This is a genomic window from Nitrosomonas sp., from assembly GCF_019635155.1.
In the GTDB taxonomy this organism is placed as follows: domain Bacteria; phylum Pseudomonadota; class Gammaproteobacteria; order Burkholderiales; family Nitrosomonadaceae; genus Nitrosomonas.
In genome coordinates, this window is record NZ_JAHBZY010000049.1 from 1 (window position 1) to 1,067 (window position 1,067).

At 45.7% G+C, this 1,067-nt stretch carries 1 protein-coding gene and 1 pseudogene; both read left to right on the top strand.

Features of this window, described 5'->3' with window-relative positions; translation table 11 throughout:
- Positions 1-198 (top strand): annotated as a pseudogene (locus tag KF839_RS14785) (IS3 family transposase); the annotation flags it as partial.
- Positions 195-1,067 (top strand): IS3 family transposase, encoded by an 873-nt coding sequence (locus tag KF839_RS14790; protein WP_292918593.1) that lies wholly within the window; start codon positions 195-197, stop codon positions 1,065-1,067. The pseudogene KF839_RS14785 and the gene KF839_RS14790, both read left to right, overlap by 4 nt.

A 1,067-nucleotide genomic window follows, 5' to 3' on the forward strand; every position in this document is an offset into this window, starting at 1 on the left:
GCGGCTCAAGTAGTTGACACCAGTGAGAAGAATCTGCAACGGTGGGTGAAGCAGCAAGCGCAGGAGAGAGATGGGAAATGTCTGGATGCTGATGAACGTGCAGAACTGCAACGTCTCAGAAGAGAGGTAAAAACACTGCGCATGGAGAAAGAAATCCTAAAAAAGGCGAGCGCCTTCTTTGCGCAAGAAATGAAGTGAAATATGGTTTCATTCAAGCTCGGAGAAATCATTATCCAGTAGCTATGCTTTGCAGGGTAATGAACGTGAGCAGCAGTGCTTATTATGATTGGCGCAAGAAGGGTGCAAAGCTCATCGATAGCCAAACCTGGCATCTGTGTCAGCGGATGAAAATGCACTTTACCCAATCCAGAGAAAGCATGGGCAGCCGACGCTTAATGAAGCAGTTACGCAAGGAAGGTTTTCAGGCAGGTCGACATCGAATACGTTTTCTCATGAATAAACTCGGAGTAGTTGTTAAACGTAAGCGCCGGTTTGTGTTGACCACAGACAGCAAGCATTCATGCCCGATAGCACCCAATATACTGGATCGGCAGTTTAGTCCGGGATGCCCCAATCAAGTATGGGCGACTGATATTACTTACATCTGGACATTACAGGGCTGGCTATATCTGGCGGTAGTCATTGATTTGTACTCACGGCGTGTGATCGGCTGGAGTATAGACAAACAAATGAAGCAATCGCTGGTGATCCGGGCATTATTGATGGCAATTAATTTACGTAGTCCGCCTGAAGGGTTGATTCATCATTCCGATCGCGGCGGCCAGTATGCCAGCCATGCATATCAGCAGTTACTTAAACAGCATGGCATGGTCTGCTCAATGAGCAGAAAGGAAAATTGTTGGGATAATTCTCCGGTCGAGCGTTTCTTCAGTAGCTTGAAACGTGAATGGCTGACAGGAAATAGTTATCAAACCAGAGAATCTGCTATTGCCGATACTCATGCCTATATGAGTTACTATAATTCTCAGCGTATTCATACGGCGATCGGTGATGTGACACCAATAGAATTTGAAAAAGGACTTAATAAAGTGTCCGGCTTTATTTGA